Here is a 25,008-nt window from a genome sequence, read left to right on the forward strand (position 1 = left end):
CTATGTATACCAATAAAAATTTAGTTTGTGTGTTGTTGTTAGCTGTAAGTTTGCTATGGGCATGCGGCAACAATAAAAATGCGGAAGAAGATAAAGGTAAATCTGTAACTCTAAAAGGCTTATACAGCTTTGGTCCAGAGGTAAAATCATTTACCGACTGCGATGAGGGCCGTGAATATTGGGTTGCAGACAGTGCCAAAAATCTAGAGCTAGAATACACCAACCTAGGTTTCGAAAAACCATATACGCCTGTTTACATAGAAGTAGAAGCGCATTTGGTTAAGTCAGATACATCTACGGTAACTGGTGGCTACGATTCTACTATGGTAGTTACAAAAGTAATCAAACTGCTAAAGGACATTCCAGAAGGACCGTGTAACCAGTAGGCAGTTTTCAGTGACCAGTTACTAGGAGTTGGGGATTAGTTTTTTGAAAAGCGATAGTTCTGCTACTATTTATTGCAGTCCCGCTTTACGTTACAATCTTTTTGTAGGCAGTAATATTCACACTTGTCATGCTGAGCTTGTCGAAGCATCTACTTGTTAACCTACAACCCTTCGACGGGCTCAGGGTGACACCCACAAAAAGTATTTCCACTTCAATCGGGTTTAATTAACGCAGGTTCTGAAATTCAATTAAAGTTTGCGCTACAGCGGATTTGCAATTAATCTTTGTTCCTTGCTCCCTAATCCAGAACGTATAAACTTTTCGTAATGGCTGGTATCACTCCGTTTTTAGTAGCAATTTCAAACAGCGTATCAATCGCTTTGCGGCCTTCTGCACCTAAGTCTACCGAATATTGATTTACATACAGCTCAATGTGCTTGTACATCACTTCCTCTTCCATGGCTTGCGCATGCTCACGTATAAAATCAATCCCCGATTTTGGATTTTCAAAAGCAAATTCTACCGATTTTCTAACTAAACGATTTACTTTTTCTTGAACTTCTAAAGGCAAATTTCTATTCACCACAATTCCTCCCAACGGAATAGCACAACCAGAAAATTCTTCCCAGTAAGCACCTAAATCCATCACTTTGTGTAAACCTTTAGCTTGGTACGTAAAACGATTTTCGTGGATAATTAAACCCAAATCAATTTCATCGTTTAACAGCGCATTTTCAATATCAGAAAACACCGTTTCTTGCTTATCAACAAGTTGTGGATATGCAACACCTAGTAAGAAATTAGCTGTAGTATATTTGCCGGGAATGGCAGTTTTTAGTTTACAGTTTGTAGTTTTCAGCTCGCTTTCAATTCGCTCGATATTTTCTTTTTTGCAAATCAACAACGGACCAACACCAAAACCTAAAGCACTGCCTGCATTTAGCAAAGCGTACTTTTCGGCAACATAAGCAAAAGCGTGGAAACTCAGCTTAGTAATATCTAGCTCGCCACGTAATGCCTTTTGGTTTAAAGTTTCTACATCATCAAAAAAAACCTTAAAGCTTAAGCCTTCAGTATCTATTTTTCCATGAATAAGGGCATCAAAAATAAAAGTATCGTTAGGGCAGGGCGAAAAACCAAGTGTCAATTCCATGCGGCAAATTTATGGCTAGCAATTTAAACTATGGTCATTAGGAGTTCAAAGTTTTTAGAAAAGAGATTAACCAATCGTTCAGGTTTTTTACAGCTAAGCCAATTTGCCAACTTTCTCTATTTCTTGGTTCTACATAGTTGGAAATACTGCGCACTTGTAAAGCGGGGATATTGACATTGCTAGCTGCGTAAAAAACAGCCGCTCCTTCCATACTTTCTGTTTGTGGGTAGTAAAGTGCTGTGGTTTTCTCAATACTTTGGGCATTGCCATGCACCTTGTTTACCGTGATGCCTTTTACTTTTTTAAATTCCAATTCCGCATTTGCTGATGAAGAAAATTTGTTTTCGCCAAAGCCAAGTTGTGGTAAAGAAATGAAATTTCCGTGGTCTTCTGCACCAAGTTCAGCGAAAGTATCTTCTGCAATTTCGACTACTTCGCCCAATTGGATTTCTCTGTCGAAACTTCCAGCAATTCCAACGTTAAGCACTAAATGGTAGTTGCTATTTAATTTTCGTCCTAGTGCAAATGCAGTTGCTACCATGCCTACACCAGTAATCAATACATCAAAATTTTCTGTTTTGATGAAATTGCTAGGCTTTAAATTAAAGTGTGCTAAAGTTGGCGCAATTTCGGCTTCGGTGGCGGCTACTACTAGGATTTTCATAGTGCTAATTAACGATAATTTTTTGGTTGTTTGTAGGGTTGTTTTTTTAGTGTTTAGCACTGTTGTTTGTGTGCTAAACCCGATTGAAGTGTTATACTTTTTGTTCGTCATTTCGAACGTAGAGAGAAATCTGTTGCATAGAAGCATTTGACTTTGGGATTTCTCTCTACGTTCGAAATGACGGTGAACGGAACACAAAAAGATTTTAACGAAAAGCGGGACTAACGCTGCCATGAAATACTACTATTGCTTTTCAAAAAATAATGCAACACCCAATTTTTTGCTTCTTCGAATATGAAACCTTCGCCTCTCGACTTTATACTGTATATTTGCACTTTATTTTGAAAAAATGATTTATATCACACGTAGAGAAGGTTTCAACGCTGCACACAAATTGGCTAGACCAGATTGGACAGAAGATGAAAATACGGCGGTTTTTGGCAAGTGCGCTAACCCGAATTGGCATGGACATAACTATCAATTATATGTAACGGTTAAAGGAGAAGTTAATCCAGAAACTGGCTTTTTGGTAGATTTAAAGTGGTTAAAACAAGTAATCAATACGCATGTAATTGATAAAGTAGACCACAGAAATTTGAACCTAGATGTTGATTTTATGAAAGGTAAATTGGCATCGACAGAGAATTTAGCTATTGCTATTTGGGATATCTTGAAGCCACATGTTAACGAAAGTGGCGCTGAATTGCATTGTATTAAAATTTACGAAACTGATAACAACTACGTCGAGTATTTCGGCTAAGCGCATCTAAATATGGGACACAATCACGACCACGATGATGAGGAATTATTGGGCTATCAGAAGATAGAACGATATGATGAGGATAAAATTAATGGTGTTGCAGTACACTACAAAGATATTTTAACGCAATTGGGAGAAGACCCGGAGCGTGAAGGTTTAGTTAAAACACCTGAACGTGTGGCTAAAGCTTTGCAATATTTAACCCATGGTTACGATATTAAACCTGAAGAAATTTTGCGTTCGGCAATGTTTAGGGAAGATTATAGCCAAATGGTGGTAGTGAAGGATATCGAGGTTTTCTCGATGTGCGAGCACCACATGTTACCGTTTTTCGGGAAAGCGCACATCGCTTATATTCCTAACGGCCACATTGTTGGCTTGAGTAAAATTCCTCGTGTGGTTGATGCTTTTGCCCGCAGATTACAGGTGCAAGAACGTTTAACTAACGAAATTAGAGATTGTATTCAGGACACTTTAAACCCAGCAGGTGTTGCTGTGGTGATGGAATGTAAGCACTTGTGTATGGCCATGCGTGGGGTGCAGAAACAAAATTCTGTAACTACTACATCGGCTTTTACTGGTGGATTTTTGAATAACGATAAAACCCGTGCAGAGTTTTTAAGGTTGATTACGGCAAATTTGCACTAAGATGGCTAAAAACCTTAATTATTATAACGACAAATATGATGAGCTCACGTACAGATCTTCTAATAGTGTTAAGAGGTTTGTGCATCAAAAGCGTTTTCTAGATATTGTTGACGTTATTGTACTAAACGAAGGTGATAAGGTTTTTGATTTTGGAACAGGAACTGGAATGTTTCTGGTACTGCTTAGTGAAAAATACCCAAATAACGAGATGGTTGGTTCAGATCCTGCTGATGTTATGGTTCAACAGGCAGAGGCCAATACAGCTGGGTTTAGAAACATAAAAATTGTAACTAATATAGATGCAGTAAACAATAAATTTAACGTCATTACTTGTTTAGAAGTGTTAGAGCACTTTCATCCTCTAGAGCAAGAAAAGAAGTTAAATAGCTTGATCTCTTTGTTGGAAAAAAACGGGACTTTAATCATTTCTGTCCCTGTTGAGCATGGAGTTGTAGGTTTTTTTAAATCTATTTATAGGCTATCTAAGGGATATATTTCCATAAAAAGAATGAAAGATATCTTTAAGACTATTATGGGGGTTGCTTATCGCAAGCATAGTTTGGTATACGACTCGTCACACTACGGTTATAGTTTGTTAAACTTCGAAAAAATTGTAAAAAATATAAAAGGAGCAAAAGTTACCTCTAATTACTCCCCAATGAAGTTTGGAGGAGCTGTTCTTAATTCTCAAAAGAATTTTATAATTAAATTTAATTAAATGAAAGCATATATTTTTCCAGGGCAAGGTGCCCAGTTTGTAGGCATGGGCAAGGACTTGTACGAAAACAGTCCGCTGGCTAAAGAGCTCTTTGAAAAAGCGAATGAAATTATTGGTTTCCGCATTAGCGATATCATGTTTGACGGTACAGACGAAGAATTGAAACAGACTAACGTTACACAACCTGCAATTTTCTTGCATTCGGTAATTTTAGCAAAAGTTTTAGGCGATGATTTTAAGCCAGAAATGGTTGCGGGTCACTCCTTAGGTGAATTTTCTGCTTTGGTTTCGGCAAATGCTTTGTCATTTGAAGATGGTTTGAAATTGGTAATTGCTCGAGCTAATGCAATGCAAAAAGCTTGCGAAATACAACCATCAACAATGGCTGCTATTTTAGGTTTGGCTGATGAGGTTGTGGAGCAAATTTGTGCTGGAATTGATGAAGTAGTTGTTCCTGCAAATTACAATTGCCCAGGTCAGTTGGTAATTTCTGGTAGCATTGAGGGTATTGATAAAGCTTGTGAGCAATTAACTGCTGCAGGTGCAAAAAGAGCATTGAAGTTGAATGTTGGTGGTGCTTTCCACTCTCCTTTAATGGAGCCAGCAAAAGTAGAATTGCAAGCTGCTATTGAAGCTACCGAAATTAACGCACCAGTTTGCCCAATTTACCAAAACGTAAATGCACAGCCAACTAGCGACCCAGCGGTAATTAAAACAAACCTAATTGCACAATTAACTGGCGTTGTTAAATGGACACAAACTGCAACGAATATGATTGCTGACGGTGGTAATGATTTTGTGGAAGTTGGACCGGGCAACGTATTGCAGGGTTTGGTGAAGAAAGTGAGTAGAGAAGTACAAACTAGTAGCGCAAGCATCGCCTAGTTTTTCGAAATAATTATTGGGGCTGTTTAAAAGCAATTAACCCAACGTTAGAGAGCGTTAGAAAAAGTTTAAAAGATGCACAACATCATAACTTTTTCTGTGTTTATACGTTGGAAATTAAGATTTTGCTTTTTAGACAGCCCCATTTCTGTATATTTATATTTTAAAATCGCTAAACGTTGAGTACAGGGTTAAAAATTAGATTGTTGATGTTACTGTTAGGTATATGCTGTTTCGTAACGGCGATATCTCTGCGTAAATCAATAACTAAAAAAGACCTGCTGCAACATGAGGCCAACCAATTACAGGAAAATTTATTAGTCAGAGAGCGGATCATTTACGATTACCTAACCATTCCGCAAAAATTAGAAGATTTAAAAAAGTTTAGTGTAGACGAGGGACTTTCGAACGGTTTTATCAACACCTACAGAGCTAACGGAATAAATGTTTTAGTTTACAGGAATAAGCAGTTAGAATATTGGAGTACTTACAGGGCATTCCCAGCAAATATCGATCGTTTAAAAGATGGAACTTCCTTTGTTTTGCTGTCTAATGGTTATTATGAACTGATAAAGAAAACTGTTGGGGAATACGTTTTCGTATTTTTGGTAACGGTTAAGTCTCAATATACAATAGAAAACCAATACCTTAAAAATGAAATCTGGCCGGGGTTATTTGACAAGAAGACACTTGAAATAGCCTCGTTTACGGATAAGGAAACTACCGAGATATTCAGCTTGAACAAAGAATATCTTTTCAATGTAAAGCTGAGCAATAACTATGTTCATAATATTTACACCAATTTGCAACTTTGGCTCTGGATAGTTGGTGTTGTTTTCGTGAGCTTATTTGTAAACTCTTGTGGTTTAGCTTTGGCTAGAAACGGGAAGGTATTGGGCGGTACTTTGCTCGTTGCGTTTTACTTTATTGCATTACGCCTCACCGATTTAAAATTCTTTTGGTTTAACCATCAGTTCGACCTTAAAATATTCGACCCTAGTATTTATGCAGAGAGCGATTTTCTGCCGTCATTAGGCGATTTATTGCTAAATGTGCTGGCCTTTACCTGCATCTTTATATTCATTTATGCTCATCGTAAGCTTTATGTCTTACCTAACTGGATAGCTAAGAACAAGGTTTCAAACTATGTTCTTTTAATCGTTTTTATTCTATTATTATCGGGAATTGGGTTTCTAACAGAAGACTTATTTTTCGGTGTAGTTTACTATTCCAAAATTGATTTTAACATCAGTAACATCATTAACTTAGGATGGGTAAGTTGGCTGAGCATTATAATTCTTTGTTTGGTTTGGCTGAACATTTACCTGCTAATTAGCTCAATGATGGCGCTAAGCAGCCAGTTGGTAGTTAGTACTCAAAAAAAGTTATACCTATTTCTAGCGTTAGTATTAGCCTACACCATTTATAAGTTAACTCAAAATTACACGGTTTTTTATCTTATTTATGCGTTGCTGATTTTCATGGTGGCCTATCATCACCATTTGGAAAAAAATAAACTTTCTATCTCTATAATGGCCGTTATTTTCCTTTGCATGGCCACTATTACTTCTATCAAATATATTCGATTTGAAGATGTGAAAGAGCGAAGTATTCGATCGGGTATTGCTAAGAAGCTGATGTACGATGACGATCCTAAGGTGATGAACGCCATAGAGTTATTGGAGCACGGTTTAACGGTAGATTCGCAGATTGTTAGTTATTTCAAACAGCCTTTACTTACCCAAACCTCAAATTTTCATAATTACATCTCGAAAAATTATTTAGATGGTTACTTATCGAGGTTCGAATACAAAGTTTTTGAATACAATGATCAAAACCAGTCTTTAAAAAGTGGCGAAAGTTTGCCCATTACAAAATATAGGAATTTAGTAAGATACGGCGCTGTAAAAACACAACAAGCTAACTATTTTTATCGCGTAAACGATACCTTCGGGTTTCAAAGTTACTTTGGTATCATCCCAATTTTTGATGGAGCTAATCTGTTAGGTACCATGGTAGTAGAACTTACTTCTAGGCCTTACGATTACAATAGCTTTTTCCCCGATTTACTGATTGACGGAAAGCTCAAGAGTGATGAAGATCTGAGTAAATATTCTCTGGCATTTTATAAAGAAAATCAGCTTTTTGGTCAATCTGGAAAATATGTTTACCCGATGGTAAATACCGACTTTAAAGGCGAGAGAGATAACATCACTTTTATAAACGAATATAGCGAGAATGCAAACTACAGTCATGCAGTTTATAAGCCTGCAAATAGTCGTTTAATTGTACTTAGTATTGAGAAGGTCGATTTCACAGTTCGTTTGGCTACGCTATCCTTCTTCTTCCTTATTTTTATCATTTTTGGTGTATTCACCTACATTGTAACTTGGTTGGCGGTAAATATTAGCGATAACCGTGGTGGGATATTTAACATCAATCGATATTTGATGATTAACGCCAATAAAATCCTTTACAAAACACGTATCCAGTTTTCTATTGTGCTTTCGGTGGTTGCAACTTTAATCATTGTAGGTTGGACTACTTTTTTCAATATCAGACATCAGTATTTAGAGCAACAAAAAGATCAGGTTAGGGATAAGATCAGAAAGGTGCAATTAGCTTACGAAAAACATATTGCCTTGGCGGGAACGATTAGCAATAATAGCGAGGCGCAATTTGAGTTTAATCAATTTGCTGAGGTAAATGGCGTGTACCTAAACCTATATGATATTGATGGCGATTTACATCTTACTTCATTGCCGAAGTTATACGATTTAGGAATTATTGGACGTAAGATGGGACCCTTGGCTTTTTCTCAAATTGCGGTACAGCAGAAATCTGAATTTATTAATCCGATAGAAAGAATTGGAGATTTCAGCTACGCTGCAGCATATGCGCCAATCAGAAATGCAGAGAACCAAACCGTTGCTTACCTAAGTGTACCTTACTATTCTAACGAGGCCGATTATCAAGCTAAAATTGGACTTTTTATCAATACCTTGATTAATATTTATGCGCTAGTTTTTGTGTTGATTGGTGTGCTAGCGGTATTTTTAGCTAATCAGATTACCAGCCCTCTAACGTTTATTCAAGAAAATATCCGTAGAACTAAACTTGGCCAAATAAACCAACCTTTGGTTTGGCACCGAACAGATGAAATTGGGGTGTTAATTAAAGAGTACAATAAAATGATTGCTGAGCTCGAGATTAGTGCGAACAAACTGGCTCGTAGCGAGCGAGAAAGTGCTTGGCGTGAAATGGCGAAACAGGTGGCGCATGAAATTAAAAATCCTTTAACGCCGCTTAAATTGGGCGTGCAGTTGTTGGAGAAATCTTGGAAAGAGCAGGACCCTAACTTTGAGAAGAAGTTTGCAAGTTTCAGTAAATCATTTGTTGAGCAGATTGATAGCTTGGCGGCCATAGCATCAGAGTTTTCTAACTTCGCTAAAATGCCTGATACGAAACTGGAACATATCCAGCTGTTGCCAATTATTGAACAAGCCAAAGAAGTGTTTAATTCAATGGATCATGTAGAAATCCATATCTTGAATAGAACCAATACCGAAATAGTGATTTTGGGCGATAAAGATCAATTGCTACGTTCGTTTAATAACTTGCTTAAAAATGCAATAGAAGCAGCAGATGGCAAGGAGAAGTGTGTAATCAAAATTCATATCGCTAATGACGAAAAGCAGGTTTTTGTTGAGGTTGAAGATAATGGTAAGGGCATAGATCCGAGCTTGCATAGCAGTATTTTCAGGGCAAACTTTACTACCAAATCTTCGGGTACTGGTTTGGGCTTAGCTTTCGTAAAACAGGCCATAGAAAATGCTGGCGGTAAAGTAGAATTTACTTCGGTATTAAACAATGGAACCATCTTCTATCTTACTTTTCCATTGGTGTAATGATGTTTAGGTTTAGCCTCATATCGCTTTTAGTGATTTTGGTAAATACTGGATTAAAAGCACAGCTGACGACTAATCAGCGTATTAAAAAAATCGTTACTACAAAAAGTGAAATCTCCTTAGATAGTTTAAGTATTGTACCTGAAACATTCGCTGTAAAGTACGATGAAAGCTTAAATGCTGATACTTCTCTATATCGCATAGATTATGCGAAGGCAACCTTTTTATGGAAAGGGGCAACAGGCGTTTCGCTGACTCTAAGCTACAAGGTATTCCCGATACTTTTTTCGAAAAGCTATTTTCACAAGGATGTGAAGCAACTGGAAAATCTGGCTATCGATAATAGTAGTTTCTACGTGTACAAGCCGCCAGCTGCAGAGAATACCCTTTTTTCTATGAAAGGTCTAAACAAAAGCGGAAGTATCTCCAGAGGAATTATGTTTGGCAACAATCAAAATCTTTCTGTCAACTCGAACATGGTTTTACAGATGTCGGGGAAAATTGCAAATGATATCGAAATCTTAGCAGCCATTTCTGACGATAATTTGCCCATCCAACCGGAAGGAAATACACAACAACTGAACGAATTTGACCGTGTTTTTGTGCAGATTAAAAGAGATAGCACCATACTTACTGCCGGAGATTACGAACTGAAACGCCCAGATAGCTATTTCATGAATTTCTACAAGCGTACGCAAGGCGCCATGATTAGCCACGATTTTAAAACTGCAAACGGCATCAGTTATAGCACTACGGTTGCTGCTGCTGTAGCCAAAGGGCGTTCGGCCAGAAATTTAATTATTGGTCAAGAAGGTAACCAAGGCCCATATCGTTTAACTGGAAATAATGGAGAAACGTATATTGTAGTGATTGCAGGAACAGAAAGGGTTTTTATTGATGGAGTGCCTTTGGTTCGTGGTCAGGACAACGACTACATCATCGATTACAATACTGCAGAAATCACCTTTACTGCGAAGCAAATCATCAATCTCAATAGCCGTATTTCTGTAGAATTTGAGTATTCGGATAAAAATTATTCTCGTTCACTTACTTACTTAAATCAAAGGATAGCGACAGAAAAACTGGCATTTCGATTAAATTATTACAACGAAAAGGACAATCGGAACCAGCCTTTTTTGCAGACGCTAAACGATGAACAAAAGCAGTTCATGTCTACCTTAGACCGTAACATTACCCAAGCTTACTATCCGAATGTTACGGAGGTTGAGTTTAACGAGAATGAAATTTTATATGAACGTTTAACGTCTGTAGGCGGCATTGAATATTATCGATATACTACAGATCCTGCTTTAGCCAAATATCGGGTTGGCTTTTCTTATATTGGCGAAGGGCGTGGGAATTACCGTATCAACAGCCAATCGGCGGCTAATGGTAAAGTTTACGAATTTGTAGAGCCCGTTGGCGGACAAATGCAAGGGAGCTACGAGCCGATTACTTTATTAATTACGCCCAAGCAACAGCAATTGATAACCATTGGAGCAGATTTTAAACCGAAGAAACAAACGCTTTTCAGTTCGGAATTTGCCATTAGCAACAACAACGTTAACCTGTTTGCAGATAAGAGCAATGCGAATTTAACGGGGCATGGTTTAAAGTTAGAGGCACTGCATCCTTTCTTATTAAACGATAAAGGCTTGAAGTTAAACACCACTGCCAATTACGAATATGTAAGCAGAACATTTAAGCCAATAGAGCGATATAGAACGGTAGAATTTAATCGTGATTTTAACTTAGATGTTGTTACTGCAGAGGCAACTGAACACCTTTTCTCGGCGGGTTTGCAGTTGTATAAAAAGGAAAATCAGAATATCGGTTATATGCTCAACACGTTCACTAGAGAGGGGCAATATCAAGGTTATTTGCACAAGGTAAATGCGTTGTATAAAGCTGGTAAATATGGTTTGCGTTACGATGGTAGTTTATTGAATTCAAGCGCTACTGCCAATGATGGAACTTTCTTTAAACATTATTTAGATGCCAACCGTGAGGTTTTTAATCTCGTAGCTGGATTTGTTTTTGAGCAACAGCGAAACGTCACGACAGACAACCAAACAGAATTGCTGACAGGTAACAGTTTATCCTATCATATTTATAAGTTCTATTTGCAAAGCCTGGCATCGCAAAGCAATAGATATAAAATAGATTACAGTTTTAGACAAGACCAATTGCCACGTGGCGCAGAGTTACTCAACAGCTCGCATTCGCAAAGCGTTAATGTAGGGATAGATTTAACTAAAAATGTAAATTCTAGACTAAGTTTAACAGCGGGTTACCGTAAAACTGGATATGAAAATAATTTTGCCGCTGTAAATAACGATGAAAGTTTGGTAGGAAGATTGGACTACAATCTTAATGCGCTGAAAGGTTTTATCAATTCTTCGGTTTATTACGAAGTAGGTAACGGACAAGAGCCCAGGAGGGAAATTACCTATCTGGAAGTTTTGCCGGGACAAGGCGTTTACGCTTGGAACGACTATAACGGCAATGGCATTAAAGAGCTAAATGAGTTTGAGATTTCTCGGTTTCCAGACCAAGCAAGGTACATTCGTATTTTTACCGCTGGAACCGAATATGTACGCACCAATTTCACAGGTGTAAATCAAAGTATTAGAATTACACCTAGCGCTATCTTAAAAGGTAACAAAGGTTTTCAGAAATTTGTTGGCCGATTTACCAACCAGCTGTCTTATAAAATAGATAGAAAGATTTTGGCTAGCAATGGCTTAGAAGTTTACAATCCATTCCATACGGGTATAGATGCGGCAAATCTAATTTCATTAAGTTCTTTTTTGAGGAATACACTTTTCTTCAATCGTAACAACCCAAAATTTGGGGTAGATTTTAATTACTTGGCCGATGGCGGTAAGAGCTTTTTGAGCAATGGTTTCGATAGTCGTAAGCGTAATGAACGAGGTTTACGGATTAGAACATCGCCAGTAAAAAGCACCAACATTAATTTAACGCTTAATCAAGGTGGTAAGAATTATAGCTCAGAGTTGTTTGCACAAAGAAACTACCGCATTAATTATTTTGAACTATTACCCGAACTCAACTATCAATTTAGCACAGATTTAAGGTTAACTTTTGCAGGTGTTTATGGGAACCAACAAAATGCTAGTGAATTTGGCGGCGAGAAAAATCAAAATGTAACGTTTACTACCGAAACTCGCTACAATGTGTTAAAGAAAGGCGTGTTGACTGGCAAGGTGAGTTACATCAACAACAAATTTACGGGAGAGAGTAACAGCACTATTGGTTATGAAATGCTCTCAGGTTTGCAAATTGGCAATAACTATACCTGGGGTTTAGGTTTGCAACGAACTATTGGCAATGGCATACAACTTAATGTAAGCTACGAAGGGCGTAAATCGCCTGCGGTAAATGTGGTGCATACGGGGAATATGCAGGTACGAGCGTATTTTTAGGCTGATATCTCGTCATTGCGAAGAGGAACGATGAAGCAATCTTACCTCTCTAACGTAACCCGATAATAGCTTTAAGATTGCTTCATACCTCGCAATGACGACAAACCTACTTACCTTGCTTATTGTAACTCATCATCCAGTTTACACCAAATTTATCGGTTAACATTCCGAAGTAATCTCCCCAGAACGTATCCATGAGTGGCATTGTAATTTGCCCACCCGAACTTAGAAAATTAAAAATACGGTCGGCTTCGTCTCTGCTAGCCGCAGAAATAGAAACTGAAAAATTGTTGCCTTGTTTGAAAGTTGGAGCCCATTCGGCACCTACATCGCTGCCCATTAAAACAGAACTACCAATAGGTAGAGACACGTGCATTACTTTATCCTTATCAGTTTCTGGTACCTTGTAATCATCGCTCGATGGCATCTCGCCAAAGCGACCAATGTAAGTGAATTCGCCACCAAATACAGATTTGTAAAAATTGAAAGCTTCCTCACAATTTCCGTTGAAATTTAGATAGGTGTTTGTTGTTGTCATAAGATTTAATTTTGGTTACCTAAACTTATGGAAATAAAACCGTAAAAATGTTAGCAAAGATTTAAATTTCTATTAAACTATGACAGGCTGGGAATGAGAAATGCTTCTGCCGTCTTTAAATAGCCCCGATTGAAGCGAACACGTATCCCGATTTTATCGGGAGAAGTAAAGCGAAAAGCGGGACGACAAAAAAATAGCAGCACAAAAACTGCGCTGCTAAAAAATCTTAAGATTAAAAACGGCTTACTTAAATTCGCTCGTTGTATGGAAACTGATATCCGGATAATCCCGTTTCGTCATATCAATCATGAAATCGTTGTCTGATAAAAACACAGGATTACCCTCTTTATCGGTTCCAATATGCTGTTGCTTGCGTTTCACAAACTCATCCAGTTTCTTTCTATCATCGGAAGTTACCCAACGCGAACGGCTATAAGTTAACGTACGGAAACGACATTTTGCGCCATATTCATGCTCCAAACGGAAGTTAATTACCTCGAACTGTAACTCGCCCACAGCACCAATTACCTTACGGTTACCCGGTTGCATCACAAAAAGTTGTGCAACACCTTCGTCGGTTAATTGCTCAATACCTTTCTCCAACTGTTTGGTGCGCATCGGGTCCATGTTTTCTACCTCCTTGAAAATAGCAGGCGAGAAACTTGGGATGCCCTTGAACTGCAATTTTTCGCCTTCCGTCAAAGTATCGCCAATTTTGAAGTTACCGCTATCGTACAAGCCAACCACGTCACCAGGCCAAGCTTCTTCAACTAAACTTTTCTCGTTGGCCATAAAATCCATAGGGTTAGCGAACTTCATTTTCTTATCCTGGCGGGTGTGGTAGTAGAATTTATTACGCTCAAACTTGCCCGAACAGATACGCAAAAAGGCAATTCTATCACGGTGTTTTGGGTCTAAGTTGGCATGGATTTTAAATACAAAACCACTGAAATTTTTCTCTTCTACCAACACATCACGCTCTTCTGCTTCGCGGTGTCTCGGACTAGGCGCAATCTCAATAAACGTATCTAAAAGCTCCTTAATACCGAAGTTATTGATGGCCGAACCGAAAAATACAGGGGCCAACAAACCTTCTTTGTACAGAGAAATATCTAAATCGCCATACACGCCATTTACCAATTCAGTTTCGTCTTTTAAGCCCGCAACTTCCTTTTCTTGTAGATAGTCAAGCAAAGCATCATCGTTTAAATCGTTAACTTTTACTACAGAATCGGTAACTTTTGTTTTATCCGAATGGAAAAGATTTAACTGATTATGATAAATACTGTAAACGCCTTTAAATGTATGTCCCTGTCCAATAGGCCAAGATTGTGGGCACAAACTGATGTTTAATTTCTGTTCAATTTCATCTAACAAATCGAACGCTTCCTTACCCTCACGGTCCATTTTGTTAACGAAAATAATTACCGGAGTGTTACGCATTCTACAAACCGACATCAATTTCTCGGTTTGTTCCTCCACACCTTTCACACAGTCAACTACTAAAACCACGCTATCTACTGCCGAAAGTGTACGGTAAGTATCTTCCGCAAAATCCTTGTGACCAGGTGTATCTAAAATGTTGATACGCTTGCCGCTGTACTCGAAACCCATTACCGATGTAGCCACAGAAATACCACGTTGACGCTCAATTTCCATAAAATCGGACGTATTGCTTTGGTTCGCCTTGTTTCGTTTTACGGCACCTGCGGTATTAATCGCACCACCAAAAAGCAAAAACTTCTCAGTAAGTGTGGTTTTTCCCGCATCGGGGTGACTAATAATAGCAAATGTCTTTCTTTTCTCTATTTCTGGGTGTAGCATAAATTTTGGGTTATGGCAATAGCGTAATCTAGGCTATAAAAACCTAAGAGCGTTGAAATCGAATAATTTAACTGCGCAATGCTTCATCGAGCGGCAAAGGTACATAAAAAGCATGACGCTAAAAAACGAGTGTAATGTTTGTTTTCGAAAAGCAATTGTAGTGGTTCTTCGGTTCCGAAAGTCCCGCTTTCAGTCCAATCTTTTTGTGTCCTGTTGCCGTCATTTCGAACGCAGAGAGAAATCTCAAAGCTAAGTGCTACTATTTAACAGATTTCTCCTCATACTTCGTCGAAATGACGCATCAAAAAGTATTTCCCTTCAATCGGGTTTAATTAAGAAGCTGTTGTGCTCGCAAACTTGGCAACTTCCTGCTAAGTCGCATATTACTTTAGTTAATTTGCTAAGTTTCGGTAAAATAGCACTGTTTCTAGCGAAGAGCGGTCGTCAATCCTCAGTGCCAGCCAAATCAAAAAAACAGAAGCACAAAGTGGCGAATGGCAATACCAAACCTAAAACGCAGTGGTTTTGTGTCCAAATCGCTCAAACTTTCATTTAGAAGTGGCTAACAAAACGAAGTGCCACTGTTTTTTTGATGAGCGGGAGATTGTGAGAAGGCACATAGCGGGATTGACAGGCATTTTTGTAAACTTTTGATGCTTCAAAAGTTGAATGCTCTATACTAGTGCATGCCTTCGTGCTTGCTAAAATAAAATCTGATTTAAGCACACGCGGCACGCGTACGCCAGCGGAGGTACCTCTTTATTTCTTTGCGGTTAATTCACCGCGAAGGTTTTATAAGTCTTCGTAAAGTTTCGCAAAGGGTTTAATATTTTACAATTTAATAAGTCTTTGCTACAATCGTTGGCGGGGACGCCAACAAGAGCGGTAGATGTGTTTACAATTCAACTTTGTGTTCTTTCCCGAAGTATCGGGATAAATTGTGACTTGGTGGTTTAATAAAATATCAATCAATCTCGTATATTAGAGTTTAAAACCAACTTACTATGATTATTTTAGGAATTATCGCTGTTGTTGTATTGCTAATTGGTATTGGCATTTACAACTCTCTTATTGGAAAGAAAAACCAAGTAACTAACGCATTTTCTGCTATAGATGTAATGCTTAAAAAACGTTACGACCTTATCCCAAATTTGGTAGAAACCATTAAGCAATACATGACTTACGAAAGCGAAACGCTAACCAAAATTACCCAGATGCGTACACAATCCGCTGCGGAAAATATTAGCGATGCAGAAAAAGTACAGCTAGACCAGCAACTAAGCACCGCCGTTAGAGGTGTAATGGTTAACGTAGAAAACTATCCAGATTTAAAGGCAAATACAAACTTCCTTAACCTGCAAAGCACTTGGACAGAAAGCGAAGAGCAAATTGCTGCTGCCCGTAGAACTTACAACTCGGCGGTAACTACATATAATAACGCAGTGATGATGTTCCCGAGTAGTATTTTCGCTGGTATGTTGGGTTATCAAACTATGCCAGTTTTAGAAACACCAGCCGAAGAACGTAAAAACATTAGCGCAAAAGAATTATTCAATAACTAATGCAGTTACATAGTCAGCCAGAAATGGTTTCAGTTTTTAACGAACTGGAAACGTCACGACTGCACATAGCCAAGCAACATTCCAGAGCTTATTGGAGCATGGGCATTGGTGCGGCATGTTTGCTCGCTGCTTTTCTGTTCGGATTAATAGAAGTAGGCGTGGTGCTGGTTATTATTGGCGTAATTACTGGTTTTATTATGCTGGCATTAGTAGGTAGTAAAACCAGTGCCTACAAGCTCGATTTTAAGCATAAAGTGATTGGTGCAGCATTAAAACATTTGGGTGATGACCTACAAATTGTTCCACAATCGGGAATTAGCGAAAGAGATTTTATGGATAGCCGCTTGTTCTCGCAAACGCCCGACCGCTATAAAACGGAAGATTTAGTACACGGGAAGATTGACAAAACGCAAATCCACTTTGCTGAAGTACATGCCGAATACAAAACTGAAACCCGCACCAAAAACGGGAAGCAAACACATTGGCATGATATCTTTAAAGGCATTATTTTCTGTGCAGATTTTAACAAACATTTTAGTAACATCACGGTAGTGAAGCCTAAAGGTTTTGGTGGTGCTTTTGGTAAATGGTTTTCTCAAAATGTATTCGGTAATAAGAATATCGTTGAACTTGAGAATGTAGAATTCGATAAAATGTTCATCACCGAAAGTGGCGACCAAGTTGAAGCTCGCTACATTTTAACGCCATCCTTAATGGAAAAGCTATTGGAGCTGAACCAATATGCAAATTCTACTATCTCCATTTCATTCATTTGGTCTAACGTTTATATTGCTTTTCCATTAAACCATAATTACTTCGAAGCGCCAATTTTTAAATCGCTGCTTAATGCAGAGGTTTTAGAGAAGGATTTGAATATGTTGCGCTTAATGCGGCATGTAGTAGAAGAACTGGATTTGAATACTAGAATTTGGACGAAGGAGTGATGGAGCACAAAGCCAACAATCCTAATCTACTACCGATACTCGAGCAACTGGAAATTGCTAGAAAAAGAGTGGCAAACCAATATATTTTAGGATATAGTTTTATGTGTCTAGGCATAATTCTAGCCGTGATATTCATTAGTTTGGGTCTTTTCGGAATAGGTGTCACGCTATTTTTCTTATGCCCATTTGTGGGATTTATTATTTTGTTGCTCGTTGATGATAAGGAAAGCCAATATAAGTTAGATTTCAAACAGAATATTATCGCAAGCATTGTTGAAGGTGACGACAGTAATTTGCGAATAGATCCAAATTCGGGAATCGGACCTAGAGATTTTGTAGAAAGTTTTTTGTTTTCCAAAAAGCCCGATCTTTACAAGACTGAAGATTTAGTTTATGGGCATATTGGTAAAACAACGGTTCATTTTGCTGAAGTAGGTGCGCAGGCTGTCTATGAAGGAGAACATAGTCGTATTTTTGACGGGATAATTTTTTGTGCAAGTTTTAACAAACATTTTAACGGACTTACCTTGGTTAAACCTAGACCATATACAAATAGCTTAAGCAGGTGGATAAGTCAAAATCTGTTAACTGATAATAAAGTAGTAGATCTAGAAAATGCTGATTTCAATCAAACCTTTTTTACGCAGACTAGTGATCAGGTAGAAGCTCGTTACATTCTAACGCCATCGTTAATGGAGAGGCTATTGGAGCTAAACCATTATGCCGACTCAACCATTTCTGTATCTTTCGTTTGGTCTAATGTTTATATCGCTTTCCCATTAAATCATAATTATTTCGAGGCTCCAATTTTTAAATCGTTGCTTAATGCAGAGGTTTTGGAGAAGGATTTGAATATGCTTAGGTTAATGTATAACGTGGTAGAAGAACTGGATTTGAACACGAGGATTTGGACGAAGGAATAAATGGTAGGCTTGCTATTTTAGACTTACGAAGTTTCAAAAACTTCGTAAGTCTTCTAAGCGCTTAGAACAGGTTTTTGTTAAATAGACCTGATTGCAGCGGAAATACTTTTTGATGCGTCATACTTCTGCATTTGCTCTTCAAAAAAAATAGATTTACTTCGTAGCTGCTTCGCGGTCTTCGCTACGCTCTGAATGACAACATAATAAAAAAGTCCCTTAACATTACGCTAAGGGACTTGACTTTATATTCTTTAAGCTTTGGACTTTTCGCTTTCAGCTTACTTCGACAAATACATCGATTTATCTTTCACTAGCTTCAAGAAGTAAGGATCTTCCAAATCTTTGATAAAGCGGATCGCTTCGCCTGTAGATTTCATTTCTGGCCCCAATTCTTTAGTGATCTCTGGGAATTTATTATGAGAGAAAACAGGCTCCTTAATTGCAAATCCTTTAAGTTTACGCTCGATGTTAAAATCTTTCAATTTATTTACGCCTAACATTACTCTAGCAGCAATGTTGATGTAAGGAACATCATAAGCTTTAGCGATGAAAGGCACGGTACGAGAAGCACGTGGATTAGCTTCAATTACATACACCTTCTCATCTTTAACTGCAAACTGGATGTTTAATAAACCAATTACATTTAAAGCTTTCGCAATTTTCTTCGAGTAATTTTCCATGTCGGCAATTACCTTGTCAGATAAACTGAACGGAGGTAAAACCGCACTTGAATCTCCAGAGTGGATACCCGCAGGCTCAATGTGCTCCATTAAACCAACAATGTGTACGTCGGTTCCATCGCAGATTGAGTCAGATTCAGTTTCTTCTGCTCTGTCTAAGAAGTGGTCAATTAAAACACGGTTACCTGGAAGATCACCTAATAATTTAACTACCGCACTTTCCAAGTCTTCATCGTTGATTACGATACTCATGCCTTGTCCACCTAATACATAACTAGGGCGAACTAATACTGGATAACCTACTTCGTTAGCTACTTTGATCGCTTCCTCAGCATTTTCGGCAACACCATATTTTGGATAAGGAATGTCTAAATCTTTCAATAAGTCTGAGAAACTACCACGATCTTCTGCTTTATCCATATCCTCGTAAGAAGTACCGATAATGCGGATGTTATTTTCGTGAAGCTTTTCAGCCATTTTTAAAGCAGTTTGACCACCTAATTGAACGATAACACCAATTGGGTTTTCAAGATCGATAATTTCACGTACGTGCTCCCAGAATACAGGCTCGAAATAAAGTTTATCGGCCATGTTAAAATCTGTACTTACCGTCTCTGGGTTACAGTTAATCATGATAGCCTCGAAACCATTTTCTTTTGCTGCCAATAATCCGTGAACGCAAGAGTAATCAAACTCAATACCTTGACCGATACGGTTAGGTCCTGAACCTAAAACAATCACTTTCTTTCTGTCAGAAACTACAGATTCATTAGTGCCTAACTCATCGCCATCAGACAAAACTTCTCCAGATACTAAAGAAATTTGTTGAGGAGCCTCTTCGAAAGTAGAGTAGAAGTAAGGAGTTTGTGCAGCAAATTCGGCAGCACAAGTATCCACCATTTTGTAAACTCTTCTAATGTTAAGTTCTTTACGGCGGTTATAAACTTCGTCTTCTGTAACGTTACCTAAAACGTAAGCAATTTGTATGTCAGAGAAACCTTTTTGCTTTAAGTTGAAGAAGAAATCTCTAGGGATATTAGTTAACGAGTAGCGTTTTAACTCTGTTTCTAAAGCTACTAACTCTTGAATTTGATTTAAAAACCACTTGTCAATCTTGGTTACCTTGCGGATAGATTCTAGTGGCACACCCATACTCATCGCATCTTTAATTAAGAACAGACGGTTCCAGCTTGGGTGCTGTAAACCATGCATAATTTCTTCGATATCGCGTTTTTGACGACCATCTGCACCGATGCCAGCACGGCCAATCTCTAAACTCTGACAAGCTTTTTGCAATGCCTCGATAAAGTTACGACCAATGGCCATTACCTCGCCTACAGCTTTCATCTGTAAACCAAGTTCCATATTTGCACCTTTAAATTTATCGAAGTTAAAGCGAGGGATTTTTACAATTACGTAATCTAAAGTCGGCTCAAAGTAAGCTGAAGTAGTTTTTGTAATTTGATTTTCGATTTCATCTAAGTTGTAACCGATTGCCAATTTAGCTGCAATTTTAGCAATCGGATATCCAGTTGCTTTACTTGCTAAGGCTGATGAACGAGATACACGTGGGTTAATCTCGATAGCAATGATTTCATCATTATCAGGATTTACCGAGAATTGTACATTACAACCGCCTGCGAAATTACCGATAGCACGCATCATTTTGATGGCTTGGTTACGCATTTCTTGGTAGCAACGGTCTGATAAAGTCATTGCAGGAGCAACAGTAATCGAGTCTCCAGTGTGGATGCCCATTGGATCAAAGTTCTCGATAGAACAGATGATGATTACATTATCGTTGCTATCTCTCAATAACTCTAACTCATATTCTTTCCAGCCTAAAACTGCTTGCTCTACCAAAACCTCGTGGGTTGGCGAAGCTTCTAAACCGCGTTTAAGTGCTGCGTCAAAATCTTCTTTTTTGTGCACAAAGCCACCGCCGTAACCACCAAGTGTGTACGAAGGACGAATTACCAATGGAAAGCCAATTTCTTGTGCTGCTTCCTTACCTTCTAGAAATGAATTGGCAATTTTTGAAGTCGCTACACCAACACCAATATCTACCATTAACTGGCGGAAAGACTCTCTGTTTTCAGTCTTATCAATAGCGGCAACATCTACCCCAATAATCCTAACATTGTGTTTTTTCCATAAACCTCTTTCCTCAGCATCCACGCAAAGGTTCAATGCAGTTTGTCCACCCATGGTAGGTAAAACCGCATCAATAGTAGGTAAGTTAGGGTTGTTTTTGTGTTCAACTAAAATCTCCTCAATCGATTCGAGTGTTAGAGGTTTTAAATAAACGTGGTCACCAATTACCTTGTCGGTCATAATGGTAGCCGGATTAGAGTTAATGATCGAAACTTTAACTCCTTCTTCTTTTAAAGAAAGTGCGGCTTGAGAACCAGAGTAGTCAAATTCGCAGGCTTGTCCGATAATAATGGGGCCAGATCCGATAATCAATACTGAATTGATGGAAGTGTCTTTAGGCATGTGGGGTTTTTAAAAAAGTCTAAAGTGATAGTCTAACTGACCGATAGCTGGGAGAATTCCTCTTGCTATGAACTGAAAATCCCAACTGCTCTGTCGGGATGCAAAGATACAATTTGATACTCAATTTTCGGGCTATTATTTTAAAAAATATTGAGGCTTTTTTGCCAATGATTATTCTTTGAAGTAGTTAGTTGCTTTATGCAGTGAAATACATTGAAAACAACTTGTAGTTGTAGCTGTTTAGATAAGCAGTGTGTTAATTAAAAAGATATAAAATGAAAACAAAATACTTAGGACTATTGGCGTTATCTGCTTTGCTCTTTGAAGCGTGTAACAGTGCGAACAAATCGGATAAAACAGCTGATACAGTACATACTGCCGAAACAGGAGTGGATACTTTAAATCTACCAGCACCCGACACCACGGCATCAAAGAACAATTTTAGTAAAGTTATAGATTGGCCAGCTAATAAAATGCCAGTAGCACCAGCTGGATTTGTAGTCAGCAAATTCGCTGATGGGATGAAAAGCCCTAGAAATATCGTAGTTGCTCCCAACGGGGATATTTTGGTGGCACTTTCAAATTCTGAACGCAGCACCAAAGAAGCTGTAGCAAATGCAATTTCTGGTAAAGCAAAGTCGGAAGTTGGTGGAAAGAGTGTGAATACCATTATGTTGTTTAGAGATAGCAACCAAGATGGTAAGCCTGAACTGACAACAACATTCCTTTCCGGCTTAAACCAACCTTACGGGATGGCTTTTATCGGCAATTCATTTTATGTAGCTAACACCGATGGTTTGTGGATGTTCCCATATAAATCTGGCGATACCAAAATTACTGGTGCAGGGAAGAAAATTCTAGACCTCCCAGCTGGCGGTTACAACAACCACTGGACTAGAAATCTTATAGTCAACAAGGCGAAAAATAAAATCTATATTTCTGTAGGCTCTGGTAGTAACGTTGGCGAGAATGGTATGGAGCACGAGGTAAGGAGAGCTGCAATTTTAGAGGTAAATCCAGATGGTACTGGCGAAAGAATTTTTGCAAGTGGCTTACGTAACCCAGTAGGGATGGATTGGGCACCAGTAACCAATATGTTGTGGACAGCCGTAAACGAAAGAGATGGCTTGGGCGATGAATTAGTGCCAGATTATATCACCAGCGTTAAAGAGGGTGGTTTCTATGGTTGGCCTTATGCTTATTTTGGCCAACATGAAGATCCGAGATTAAAAGGTGTAAATCCAGAATTGGTAAAGAAAACTATAGTGCCTGATGTTGCTGTTGGTTCTCACACGGCATCTCTTGGATTGGCATTTTACACTAATAACAAATTTCCAGCTAAGTATCAGGGCGGTGCTTTTATTGGTCAGCATGGCTCTTGGAATAGGTCTGAGCTTACAGGGTATAAAGTTGCTTTCGTACCATTTAAAGATGGCAAGGCAACTGGGCCAATGCAGGATTTTTTAACAGGTTTTATTGCTGATGCTTCAAAAAGTGAAGTTTATGGAAGACCAGTAGGCGTGGTAGTGACACCAGACGGCGCTTTGTTAGTCGCAGATGACGTAAGTGGCGTAATTTGGCGTGTTGCAGCGAAGTGATTTAATTAACTCGCTGATAACGAGCTGTGTTTTGTGTGTCTGTTTTTTTGTACACTGTATGTTTTATAGGCCTAATTGTGTGCTGTTAGAATTAATATGGATGTAACAAAGACAGTGAATATGGACGATATGGCAAACTACTGAGTATAGGATAGTGTCCATTAAACACGATGATAAGCGATAGAAGGTCATGTTATCGTCACGAAAAGGTTGTTTTAAATTTATTGGCAGAAAAGTTGTAATAAAAGAAAACAATTGAAGTTAATTAGATGTTGTTGTTACAGATTGGATGATTGATACAACATTAAAATTTAATAATTGATCTAAAGCATCCTCGCAAGAGGGTATTCTTCATAAATAGTTTGTTTGGTTTATTTTCCGGTAGGGGTTGTTCCCTACCGGAATTCTTTTTTATAGACCTTTTGGTTAGCCACAGATGCACAGATTCTTCCCCATAATATATTTTGTGATGTTGCCCCCCCCTTGACTGATAAAGATTAAGGATTTGTAATGGTGTAAAATTTATCGTTCTGAGATAGAAATTAAATCTGTGCATCTGTGGCTAAAAGAAAAATACAATCTATATTTGATTAATGTTTTTACTAGAGGCCAATATTTGGTATCAATTCATTCAGCAGCTTCAGCAAACTTCTTGGTTAGAGTGGTTGGGTTTTGCGAGTACCATTGTATGTATTTATTTAGCTGCCAAAGAGAGCATTTGGAATTGGCCAATCTCTATTCTTAGTATTGTTGTTAGTGCTATTCTCTATTTCGAAAGTCATTTGTTTGGTGATTTCGCTTTGCAATTTTACTTTCTTTTCACCGCATTTTATGGTTGGTGGTTCTGGATTAAAAATAAACGAGAAGACGAGAAACCGGTAGTTTCTATTAATATTGGTCACTGGTTTCTTATCCTTTTTGCAATTGCTCTGCTAACTGGAATGCTCGGTTATTTCTTAGATAAATACACGCCAACCAATGTACCTTACGAAGATGGATTTTGTACCGCAGTAAGTTTTGTTGCGCAAATAATGTTAACTAGAAAAATACTCGAGAACTGGATTTTGTGGATTATTGTAGACATTTGTTATGTGCCTTTGTTAATGTATAAAAACTTAAATGTTTATGCACTTTTGTATGCCATTTTAGTGGCCATTGCAATTAAGGGATATTTAGATTGGAGAAAAACTTACCGTGAACAAGAGCGAAGAGAATCTAACAAAGCAAATTAAGAAGATAGCTGTGGTTGGTCCAGAAAGTACTGGCAAATCAACAATGGCTACATTATTAGCCAAGTATTATCAAGTGCCTTGGGTGCCAGAATATGCTCGCTATTATTGTGAAAAGTTAACAGCGCCTTGTACTTTGCAAGATGAAGTGAACATGTTTCATGGACAGTACGCCTTAGAGCAGTCTGTTTTGGCAATGACTGAAACCGATTTTATCATTTGTGACACTACGTTTTTAACGGTGAAGATCTGGAGCGATGCGTTCTTTGGAGAAACGCCACAAATTGTACTAAATGCACTGACAACAAATCCATACGATTTTTATGTATTGTTAGATATAGATTTGCCTTGGCAGGATGATCCTTTAAGAGATTTTCCTAACCAGCGTGAGCACTTTATGCAGGTTTGGCATCAAGAATTGAAGGCGCTCAGCGCAAATTACAAAGTGGTATCGGGAATAGGGGAAGAACGCTTTGAAAATGCTGTGGAGGCAATCGATGAGTTTTTGTTGAGTGTTGTTTAAAAAAGAATCCTCAATTTGTCGTCATTGCGAGGTACGAAGCAATCTTTCATGTCTTTAATTAAGTATTACTTACGTTATATTTAAGATTGCTTCGTACCTCGATAAGCAAAGAAAAAGGCAGC

Annotated in this window: 18 protein-coding genes; 13 read left to right on the forward strand and 5 right to left on the reverse strand. The window is 38.3% G+C overall.

Going from position 1 to position 25,008, the window contains the following annotated elements; all coding sequences use genetic code 11:
* Positions 1–2 precede the first annotated feature (2 nt).
* Positions 3–386 (forward strand): hypothetical protein, encoded by a 384-nt coding sequence (locus AC23ME_RS03845; RefSeq protein WP_487726421.1) that lies wholly within the window; start codon positions 3–5, stop codon positions 384–386.
* Between the two features lie 299 nt (positions 387–685).
* Here AC23ME_RS03845 and AC23ME_RS03850 read toward each other — a convergent pair whose 3' ends face one another.
* Together AC23ME_RS03850 and mqnB are read right to left on the reverse strand one after the other, a co-directional pair.
* Positions 686–1,540 (reverse strand): menaquinone biosynthesis family protein, encoded by an 855-nt coding sequence (locus AC23ME_RS03850; protein WP_487726422.1) that lies wholly within the window; start codon positions 1,538–1,540, stop codon positions 686–688.
* Between the two features lie 37 nt (positions 1,541–1,577).
* Complete coding sequence (gene mqnB / locus AC23ME_RS03855) at positions 1,578–2,204, reverse strand: futalosine hydrolase (RefSeq protein WP_487726423.1); 627 nt, start codon at positions 2,202–2,204, stop codon at positions 1,578–1,580.
* Positions 2,205–2,553: 349 nt separating this feature from the next.
* On the opposite strand from mqnB, the gene AC23ME_RS03860 reads away from it, so the two are divergent.
* The 6 genes from AC23ME_RS03860 (at position 2,554) to AC23ME_RS03885 (ending at position 12,569) form a co-directional block, all read left to right on the forward strand.
* Entirely contained in the window at positions 2,554–2,964 is a 411-nt protein-coding gene (locus AC23ME_RS03860) for a 6-pyruvoyl trahydropterin synthase family protein (RefSeq protein WP_487726424.1), read from the forward strand.
* Positions 2,965–2,976: 12 nt separating this feature from the next.
* Positions 2,977–3,612 (forward strand): GTP cyclohydrolase I FolE, encoded by a 636-nt coding sequence (gene folE / locus AC23ME_RS03865; RefSeq protein WP_487726425.1) that lies wholly within the window; start codon positions 2,977–2,979, stop codon positions 3,610–3,612.
* 1 nt (position 3,613) lies between these two features.
* Entirely contained in the window at positions 3,614–4,330 is a 717-nt protein-coding gene (locus AC23ME_RS03870; protein WP_487726426.1) for a class I SAM-dependent methyltransferase, read from the forward strand.
* Positions 4,331–5,215, forward strand: a complete 885-nt coding sequence (gene fabD / locus AC23ME_RS03875; protein ID WP_487726427.1) for an ACP S-malonyltransferase — start codon at positions 4,331–4,333, stop codon at positions 5,213–5,215. It begins immediately after the preceding gene.
* 179 nt (positions 5,216–5,394) lie between these two features.
* Positions 5,395–9,123, forward strand: a complete 3,729-nt coding sequence (locus tag AC23ME_RS03880; RefSeq protein ID WP_487726428.1) for a sensor histidine kinase — start codon at positions 5,395–5,397, stop codon at positions 9,121–9,123.
* The gene (locus tag AC23ME_RS03885) at positions 9,123–12,569 is read left to right on the forward strand and encodes a hypothetical protein (RefSeq protein WP_487726429.1); all 3,447 of its coding nucleotides are present in this window, start codon (positions 9,123–9,125) and stop codon (positions 12,567–12,569) included. Before AC23ME_RS03880 ends, AC23ME_RS03885 begins: the two co-directional genes overlap by 1 nt.
* Before the next feature lie 106 nt (positions 12,570–12,675).
* Here AC23ME_RS03885 and AC23ME_RS03890 read toward each other — a convergent pair whose 3' ends face one another.
* Both AC23ME_RS03890 and AC23ME_RS03895 read right to left on the reverse strand, forming a co-directional pair.
* The gene (locus AC23ME_RS03890) at positions 12,676–13,107 is read right to left on the reverse strand and encodes a VOC family protein (protein WP_487726430.1); all 432 of its coding nucleotides are present in this window, start codon (positions 13,105–13,107) and stop codon (positions 12,676–12,678) included.
* A gap of 243 nt (positions 13,108–13,350) precedes the next feature.
* Entirely contained in the window at positions 13,351–14,931 is a 1,581-nt protein-coding gene (locus AC23ME_RS03895; protein ID WP_487726431.1) for a peptide chain release factor 3, read from the reverse strand.
* Positions 14,932–15,935: 1,004 nt separating this feature from the next.
* Between AC23ME_RS03895 and AC23ME_RS03900 the strand changes: the two genes are divergently transcribed.
* The 3 genes from AC23ME_RS03900 to AC23ME_RS03910 all read left to right on the forward strand — a co-directional run bounded on the left by AC23ME_RS03900 (position 15,936) and on the right by AC23ME_RS03910 (position 18,360).
* A complete protein-coding gene (locus tag AC23ME_RS03900) occupies positions 15,936–16,493 on the forward strand; it encodes a LemA family protein (RefSeq protein WP_487726432.1) in 558 nt (185 codons plus the stop codon).
* Positions 16,493–17,437, forward strand: coding sequence for a DUF3137 domain-containing protein (locus AC23ME_RS03905; protein ID WP_487726433.1), 945 nt, complete (start codon positions 16,493–16,495; stop codon positions 17,435–17,437). The genes AC23ME_RS03900 and AC23ME_RS03905 overlap by 1 nt, the downstream gene beginning before the upstream one ends.
* Positions 17,438–17,625: 188 nt before the next feature.
* Entirely contained in the window at positions 17,626–18,360 is a 735-nt protein-coding gene (locus AC23ME_RS03910) for a DUF3137 domain-containing protein (protein ID WP_487726434.1), read from the forward strand.
* Positions 18,361–18,638: 278 nt separating this feature from the next.
* Here the strand turns inward: AC23ME_RS03910 and carB are convergent, their stop codons facing one another.
* A complete protein-coding gene (gene carB / locus AC23ME_RS03915) occupies positions 18,639–21,536 on the reverse strand; it encodes a carbamoyl-phosphate synthase large subunit (protein WP_487726435.1) in 2,898 nt (965 codons plus the stop codon).
* A 275-nt stretch (positions 21,537–21,811) separates the two neighbouring features.
* On the opposite strand from carB, the gene AC23ME_RS03920 reads away from it, so the two are divergent.
* The 3 genes from AC23ME_RS03920 to AC23ME_RS03930 all read left to right on the forward strand — a co-directional run bounded on the left by AC23ME_RS03920 (position 21,812) and on the right by AC23ME_RS03930 (position 24,886).
* A complete protein-coding gene (locus AC23ME_RS03920; protein ID WP_487726436.1) occupies positions 21,812–23,134 on the forward strand; it encodes a PQQ-dependent sugar dehydrogenase in 1,323 nt (440 codons plus the stop codon).
* Between the two features lie 593 nt (positions 23,135–23,727).
* Complete coding sequence (gene pnuC / locus AC23ME_RS03925) at positions 23,728–24,366, forward strand: nicotinamide riboside transporter PnuC (protein WP_487726437.1); 639 nt, start codon at positions 23,728–23,730, stop codon at positions 24,364–24,366.
* On the forward strand, positions 24,362–24,886 hold the full coding sequence (locus tag AC23ME_RS03930) for an AAA family ATPase (protein ID WP_487726740.1): 525 nt from the start codon (positions 24,362–24,364) through the stop codon (positions 24,884–24,886). Before pnuC ends, AC23ME_RS03930 begins: the two co-directional genes overlap by 5 nt.
* Positions 24,887–25,008 lie beyond the last annotated feature (122 nt).

Source organism: Pedobacter sp. T50_32, assembly GCF_057652195.1.

Coding starts and splice junctions, on each gene's coding strand:
- mqnB (WP_487726423.1), bottom strand. CDS start 2,204: ATGAAAATCCTAGTAGTAGCCGCCACCGAAGCCGAAATTGCGCCAACT.
- AC23ME_RS03905 (WP_487726433.1), top strand. CDS start 16,493: ATGCAGTTACATAGTCAGCCAGAAATGGTTTCAGTTTTTAACGAACTG.
- pnuC (WP_487726437.1), top strand. CDS start 23,728: ATGTTTTTACTAGAGGCCAATATTTGGTATCAATTCATTCAGCAGCTT.
- AC23ME_RS03895 (WP_487726431.1), bottom strand. CDS start 14,931: ATGCTACACCCAGAAATAGAGAAAAGAAAGACATTTGCTATTATTAGT.
- folE (WP_487726425.1), top strand. CDS start 2,977: ATGGGACACAATCACGACCACGATGATGAGGAATTATTGGGCTATCAG.
- AC23ME_RS03920 (WP_487726436.1), top strand. CDS start 21,812: ATGAAAACAAAATACTTAGGACTATTGGCGTTATCTGCTTTGCTCTTT.
- fabD (WP_487726427.1), top strand. CDS start 4,331: ATGAAAGCATATATTTTTCCAGGGCAAGGTGCCCAGTTTGTAGGCATG.
- AC23ME_RS03850 (WP_487726422.1), bottom strand. CDS start 1,540: ATGGAATTGACACTTGGTTTTTCGCCCTGCCCTAACGATACTTTTATT.
- AC23ME_RS03870 (WP_487726426.1), top strand. CDS start 3,614: ATGGCTAAAAACCTTAATTATTATAACGACAAATATGATGAGCTCACG.
- AC23ME_RS03845 (WP_487726421.1), top strand. CDS start 3: ATGTATACCAATAAAAATTTAGTTTGTGTGTTGTTGTTAGCTGTAAGT.
- AC23ME_RS03885 (WP_487726429.1), top strand. CDS start 9,123: ATGATGTTTAGGTTTAGCCTCATATCGCTTTTAGTGATTTTGGTAAAT.
- AC23ME_RS03900 (WP_487726432.1), top strand. CDS start 15,936: ATGATTATTTTAGGAATTATCGCTGTTGTTGTATTGCTAATTGGTATT.
- AC23ME_RS03890 (WP_487726430.1), bottom strand. CDS start 13,107: ATGACAACAACAAACACCTATCTAAATTTCAACGGAAATTGTGAGGAA.
- AC23ME_RS03860 (WP_487726424.1), top strand. CDS start 2,554: ATGATTTATATCACACGTAGAGAAGGTTTCAACGCTGCACACAAATTG.
- carB (WP_487726435.1), bottom strand. CDS start 21,536: ATGCCTAAAGACACTTCCATCAATTCAGTATTGATTATCGGATCTGGC.